General features: G+C 61.7%; 5 protein-coding genes and 2 pseudogenes. 4 read left to right on the top strand and 3 right to left on the bottom strand.

Annotated features, from left to right (window positions below):
* Positions 1 to 724: 724 nt before the first annotated feature.
* Positions 725 to 1,936: an adenylate/guanylate cyclase domain-containing protein gene (locus EU555_RS35600; protein WP_135420075.1), complete on the bottom strand. Its 1,212-nt coding sequence runs from the start codon at positions 1,934 to 1,936 to the stop codon at positions 725 to 727.
* Positions 1,937 to 2,206: 270 nt separating this feature from the next.
* On the opposite strand from EU555_RS35600, the pseudogene EU555_RS35595 reads away from it, so the two are divergent.
* From EU555_RS35595 to EU555_RS35585, 3 genes and pseudogenes are all read left to right on the top strand, one after another.
* Positions 2,207 to 2,438, top strand: a pseudogene (locus EU555_RS35595) (IS3 family transposase); the annotation flags it as partial.
* Between the two features lie 337 nt (positions 2,439 to 2,775).
* Complete coding sequence (locus EU555_RS35590) at positions 2,776 to 3,615, top strand: aldo/keto reductase (protein ID WP_135420073.1); 840 nt, start codon at positions 2,776 to 2,778, stop codon at positions 3,613 to 3,615.
* 353 nt (positions 3,616 to 3,968) lie between these two features.
* Complete coding sequence (locus tag EU555_RS35585) at positions 3,969 to 4,376, top strand: hypothetical protein (RefSeq protein WP_135420071.1); 408 nt, start codon at positions 3,969 to 3,971, stop codon at positions 4,374 to 4,376.
* A 132-nt stretch (positions 4,377 to 4,508) separates the two neighbouring features.
* Here EU555_RS35585 and EU555_RS35580 read toward each other — a convergent pair whose 3' ends face one another.
* Entirely contained in the window at positions 4,509 to 5,183 is a 675-nt protein-coding gene (locus EU555_RS35580) for a helix-turn-helix domain-containing protein (protein ID WP_135420069.1), read from the bottom strand.
* Between the two features lie 292 nt (positions 5,184 to 5,475).
* On the opposite strand from EU555_RS35580, the gene EU555_RS35575 reads away from it, so the two are divergent.
* Complete coding sequence (locus EU555_RS35575) at positions 5,476 to 5,964, top strand: HWE histidine kinase domain-containing protein (RefSeq protein WP_135420067.1); 489 nt, start codon at positions 5,476 to 5,478, stop codon at positions 5,962 to 5,964.
* A gap of 369 nt (positions 5,965 to 6,333) precedes the next feature.
* On the opposite strand, the pseudogene EU555_RS36770 reads toward EU555_RS35575, so the two are convergent.
* Positions 6,334 to 6,582 (bottom strand): annotated as a pseudogene (locus EU555_RS36770) (hypothetical protein); the annotation flags it as partial.

Here is a 6,582-nt window from a genome sequence, read left to right as displayed (position 1 = left end):
CACGATGGGGAGGGCAGGCCTACCCTTCAGCGGCCCGAGTCAATCCACCGCCATCCACGCAAAGTGAGCAAGAACCAGAAACGGGGCAATCCCAGCTCAACCAGAGCGTGCCGCTCAAGATCGGGCATCGTCGTGCTCACGCGAAGCAGGCGGGAGCACACGTCGCTCCCAGCCACCAGTGCCTACGGGCTCGGACCGAGCTGGTGATCCAGGTATTTTAGGCTCGTTCCGCCAGCAAGTCCAATTGTACTCAGGCCATTTCACGTCAGCGTTTGCTGGCGTACCACTATCTCTTACGCGAAGGACTGGGGCGGCCAGGAATTTGTGGGATCACATCAGGGCATCGACGGCTTGGGACCGAGCCAGATAGCCGTGGCTGCGCAAGACATGCATCTGGCCGGCACGGCGTAGTCGCTGCTCGGCATACGGGAGATCGTTTCAGTGTGTCATGGGCACAGTCCCGATCGCCCAGGGCCGATCAGGCCGCCGGCGCGCAGACCTTCCGAACGGCCGAGAAGGCGGCAAGCTGTGTAAGCACACGGATCGTCAGCCTGGGCGCGGAGCGAGCCCTCGTGGCGAAGTTGCCTGGAAGGAAATTGGGTTCGGATCGCTGCAATCGGCGCTCTGACCCGGAAAGTCTGGACTGCCGCTTATCGAGATCTGGATTACTTCGCGACGTTCTAGAACAAAATGCACAGGATCAGCCGCACGTTTTAACGATACATCACGCGACAAGCATCTCCGGGCGACCGGATCTTTCACCCAAAACGTGCCAGATCTCCATTGCACCCGATCCCTTGACGCTGATCGTCCCGCGCGATTCGCAAACAAAGTCGTCTTTGATCAGCTTGTACGTTGCATGCGTGATCTGAATGGCCTTGCTCTGGCCATGAGATTCCATGCGACTGGCAATGTTCACGGCATCGCCCCACAGATCGTAGATGAATTTCTTCCGGCCGATGATGCCTGCTACCACGGGCCCCGAGTTCATGCCGATGCGGAATGTGAGGAGCCTGCCGCAGAACTCACGCTCAGCCACGCACGCTTGCATTTCAAGCGCCATGCGCACCAGCGCGTGGGCATGGTCGGCCCGCTGGCGCGGCACGCCGGCCACAACCATATAGCAATCGCCGATGGTCTTGATCTTTTCCAATTGATATTTTTCAACCAACAAGTCGAAGCACATAAAGACCTCATCGAGCAGCTCGACCAACTCCATGGGTGACATCGACTGAGCCATGGGGGTAAATTGCACCAAATCAGCAAACAAGATACTCGCATCGTCGTACTGATCGGCAATCGTGCGATATTCGCCTTTGAGTATATTTGATATTTCGACGGGCATAATGTTTGAAAGCAGCATTTCCGAGCGAACTTGGAGCATATTTTTTGTTTTAACGAAATAATACAACATTGAAAATACAACGCTTACGACGCAGCCGATGTTCAGAACAAAGAAAAAGGCGACCAGCGGCGAAGGCAAATCCGTAGAGTTGCCGGGAGGCGGCAGAAGCGCACTGCTGGCGAGCAGGGCGAGGAAGAGTAAGAACCAAAGGCGTGCAGCGCGAAGATCATGAACGACGAGGGCGCCCAGTGGACAGAGCGTGGACCAGAGGATGACAGCGCTCGAATTCTGGAAACCACCCAGACATATCATCATCAGGCACGGAAGCAGCAAGATCAGCATCAGCTGCGTAAATCGATAGAATGCATAGCAGCGAAACACCCCGAACAGGATTGTATCGACCAGCGACAACACGCAGTACGCCGCGGGGACGGCACCGGCGATCCGCGCTCCTGCGGCTATGTAAACGAGACCCCATACCGCTGCTGCCACGGCGGATGTCAAAACAACGCTGACGAGTATTATCTTTTGCAGCGCAACGTCGTCGCTGTCGCGTGGGTCAGCGCCTATCTTGGCGATCGTGATCCGCATGCGAAAGTCGGCCTCCAAGGGTATACATCTGCGTCGACCGGTCCGATTGCCCGAAGAACCATCAAGCGCGTCCCGAGTGCTATCGCGGCTTCGATCAAGTGTAGCCGGGTCGCCAAAGGAGGCCCTGATGTCCGTCAGTATTTAGGTCGTTGTCCGTCAGTCGTGGTGCGCACATGATCCGTCCCTGCTGGAGCGGTCAGCCGCAAAGTATGGCTTTCCGGTCATGACGGCGACGGGAAACGGCATAATCCTGAAGATGTCTGCGCCAAGCTGCGGCAGGTCGATGTTTCGGTCTCGCAAGGCTCGAGCGTGGCCACGGCAATCGCGGACCTCATCCCCGACAAGCTGTTCCTGTAGGAGGCGGCCCAGGGAGGCGTCCGAGCCCCGCGCAGGCATCGAGCATGGCAGGGACGTCCTGCACGTCCCCGAACGCCGCATGGGCCGGGCGCTTGGCCAGCATCGCACAACGCAACGCAAGGTGCCGCGAGGCAGGGATGACGAGCCTGGCCAGCCATCGGAGCGACCTCAGCCGCCTGACGCCCGCCGCGTGCGCAGATGGAGTTGTTCGGCGCCAAGGCGCCGTCCGAGGTTCTGGCGACGGCTTATTGCACGGGCTTGACGCCGTCGGATTGGGACGCCCGCCTGATCACCCCGCGACAGGTGAGAGATCGAACGGGTGACGTTGCCCGAGCACTGAAGCTTGTCGGCTCGCGCGAACAAGGGAACATCCTGCGGGACATCCCCTATCAAACCAAGGTGCGGCCGCCAACGTTCTCCTGCCGCGGAGTGGTCGGACTGTTCGGGTCCTCTCGCGTCGCATCCCGCCAGGAGGAGAGACCATGGAGCGGCGCCCGCTTGGTTCCGTGCCGCGCGACGTTGCGGTGATCGGCCAGGGAACCTGGTACATCGACGACGCGCACCGGCCCACCGCGGTCGCTGCCCTGCGCCGAGGCCTCGATCTCGGCATGACCCACATCGACACCGCCGAGATGTACGGCGATGCCGAGATCGTGGTCGGCGAGGCGATCATCGGACGGCGCGACGAGGTTTTCCTCGTTTCCAAGGTTCTCCCCAGCAATGCCTCGCGGTCCGGGACCGTGGCGGCCTGCGAGCGCTCGCTCGCACGCCTGCGCACCGACAGGCTGGACTGCTACCTCCTGCACTGGCCCGGTCCGCACCCGCTCGAGGACACCTTCGCCGGCTTCGAAAGGCTGCGCGAGCAGGGCAAGATCCTGTCTTGGGGGGTGAGCAACTTCGACGTGTCCGACCTCGCTGCTGCTTGGAAAGCCGGCGGCGAGGGCCGGATCGCCTGCAATCAGGTGCTCTACCATTTGGAGGAGCGTGCGATCGAGCACGCCGTGCAGCCCTGGTGCGAGGAGCACGGCGTCGCCGTCGTCGCCTACAGCCCCTTCGGCCATGGCAGCTTCCCCGGCCCGCACACGCCGGGCGGCCGCGTGCTGGAGAGCATCGCAGCCCACCACGGCGCGACCGCACGCCAGGTCGCGCTCCGGTTTCTGTTACGGCGGCCGTCTTCCTTCACGATCCCGAAGGCGTCCAGCCCCGAGCACGCCGCCGACAACGCGGGCGCTGGCGCGCTGTCGCTGACGAACGCCGAGATCGCACGGCTCGACGCAGCGTTCCCGCTCGGACCGCGGCCGCGCCGGCTTCCCATGCTGTAGATCCGAGAGGGCAGCCGAGCCGGTACAGGTGCTGGCGCGGATGCCCTGCTTGAGGGAGCCGAGATCGACAGCGTCGATGAAATCCTGGCCGGTCGGCTCCAACCGTCACGCGGATGCCAAACAATCTGCAGCACAGCGCCAGGCTCATGGGACGCTACTTGGCGGTTGGGCCTTTGGCGTTGTGCCGCATCAGCTCGGCCAGCGACACATGCGTCGGTGACAGTGCCTTGTCCGGGTCATGCGGGGCATTCGCCCTGACGTTACGTCTCAGTGCGTCTGCGACAAGTTCCGTCGACGCGATCTCGCCGCCGAAACGACAGAATCAATCCCTTGAGAGAGGCCGAAAGAGGCAAATGATTCGGGATTTCTACTTAGTAAAAGCCCGCATTGGCGCCTGCATACTCGTAGTTATTTTAAAAATTATTCTCGCACCCGCGGAGTACCACATGGCCGCTTCTCAGCATCCCCTCACGCCCGTTGACCTTGCAACGAATGCGACTGGTGCAATGTCCGACATCCGGACCATCCTGAGCGGCGTCGCGCCAGCCGAGCGCGCAGCCTTCTGGCATGTGGTCGACCTCCTCTACCACGCACCTTCGGAGACTCCGATGAGCACGAAGGACTCATGGCCGATCCAGTACGGCGTCGCCCTGGGCCTCAAACTCCTGCTTCCGCCCGTCTGGAACGACGGCAGCGACGTTGACGATCGAAGGAGTCGGCTGTCTCAGGCGGTTTCAGACGGTCAGACGTTCGAGATCTGAACCGCCTCGGTTGCTTCGAAAAGGCGCCCTCCCTGGAAACTGGCGCCAATCGCGCTCCGGAGAACACCGTAGGTACCGCCCGGATGATCTGACGACAGGCAGCCTGTATCTCTCTTTGCTTGGCATACGGCCTCAGGGCAGGAGCTCGCGATGAGAGCAGTCGTCTGTTACGAAGCGCCCGTTCGTGGCGATCAGCCCGGTATGGCGCAGCGTCGTAAACGTGCGGCTCACAGTCTCGCTCGAGAGGCCGAGATAGTCCCCTATGTCGGTGCGCGACATCGGCAACTCGATCCTTCGGGCGGCCGAGACCCTGCACGCGAAGTCGATGAGAAAATACGCGAGCTTCTGAGCGGCACTGGCGCGACCGAGCACGGAGAGATCTTCGGCGCGCTGGGTTGTCCGCAGCAGCCACGACCAGAGTTCGCTCGCGACCTGTACATCCGACGCCGCAAGCGCATCGAACCTCGAGCGGGAGCAGCGTACGACCCGCGTGTCGCCGATCGCTTCGGCGGAAGAGGCATGGAGCCGGGCCTGCTCCATCCCCAAGAGCTCGCCGGATAGATAGAACCCGCGCACGAGCCTCTTGCCATCACGCCCGATGCTGACGGTACGCACCATCCCGGCAACCACCCCATACACGAACTCGCTGGCATCGCCCTCATCGTAGAGGGGTGCGCCTGCGGCGACGTGGTCAATCCGTCCGACAGATGTGATGCGACTGAGGGTGAGATCGCAGGGGGCGGCCCGGGCGAACAGCCACGTGTGGGGAAGGCCGGAAGCGGGCTCTACGCGACCATCCTGCAGCATAGCACCCCCTGCTCTGGCGGCTCGTCGATGCCCCAGGCTCGATAGATGTCGCACCCTCGTGGCTCATACCATTCGGTGGGAACCTAGGGATCATCCCTGCCACGGCCGCGCACGCACGAGCACCATCCCGTACGGCTCGCCCGCCGGTCCGTGTCGGACGCACGAAACGGCAAAAGAATGTCCCTCGTTGAAGCAGCGGGCGCAGATCTGGGTTATGGCCGCGCGCAAGCGTGATGGCGACGAGATCGTCCTGCCTGTCCGGGCATCGGCTGAGAGGTGGGGATAGGCGAGAATCGAGACGGCGGTCGGCCACACGTGGGACGAACTCGCTGCCACCCCGCGCAATGCCCCCACCACGGAGGAAGCACGCGATGCGCATGGAACGCGGCTGCTGGCTCTCTCGCGCGCCCACAATGTGCTGACCCAGGAGACCTGGGAGGGGGCCAACCTCTCTGACGTCGTGGCGCAGGCGATCGCCATGGCGTTTCAGGAACTCGCGACCAACGCGGTGAAGTACGGTGCGCTGTCTAGCCAGACCGGCCACGTCGCGATCACCTGGACGAAGGCAAGCCGGCCAGCGTGCCTCTGCTTGCGCGGGAGCGAAACGGGCGGGCCTGCCGTCGTTGAACCGCCGCGCCGCGGCTTCGGATCGCGGCTGATCGAGCGCAATCTCGCCCGCGATCCAAAGGGGCATGTTGAAATTACATTCGGAAAGAGCGGTGCGATCTGCACAATCGATGCACCTATTGACCGCACATTGCGTCAATCAAACTGGATTTGATGCCGCTGTCATAATCCATGCGACAGCCTAAGAGATTTGTCCAGCGTCCGCCTGTCCGGCTCCTGCCTTGCTCGGCGATGGATGATGACATTAGGACCGGAAATACTGAACGCAGGAGTATCTTATATAAATATCCACGATTTTCTCGCAGACCTGCAACACAGTCTTCGCGGCCATTTCTGGCACCCTGGATGTGCCTATCAGCAGGCGTTTGTATCAGGATTTAATTCTTAGCGCCAGATTTGCCGTTTGTCACGATCTGGCCCTTGGTGGTCGGAGCTGCTGCGATGGTTTTCGGCTTCGCCTTCTTCGGCTTCTTGGCTTCACGGTTTCCGCGGGGTCGATCGTTGCTCATCTGAACCTTCCTGCTCAAACATCAGGTGTTTCGAGGTATCGTTCATCAAGTTCGTTCGGCTCCGACAGTCGCGTGAAGTCGGACAACACGGCAGCCACCATGCTTTGTAAGCGAGGATCGTCGCAGGAGAGCGCAGCGGCGAACCGTTCCAACAGGTACCGCGCCTTGTCGGCCGCTTCGGGCCAGTGATCAGCCCCCACGAGGTGGCCCGAGTGGAATGTTAGTGGACCGTGGGCCTTTCCACCACGGGTAGCTTGGCCGGC

The organism is Methylobacterium nonmethylotrophicum (genome assembly GCF_004745635.1).
Taxonomy (GTDB): Bacteria; Pseudomonadota; Alphaproteobacteria; order Rhizobiales; family Beijerinckiaceae; genus Methylobacterium; species Methylobacterium nonmethylotrophicum.
This window is presented reverse-complemented; position numbering and strand designations above follow the sequence as displayed.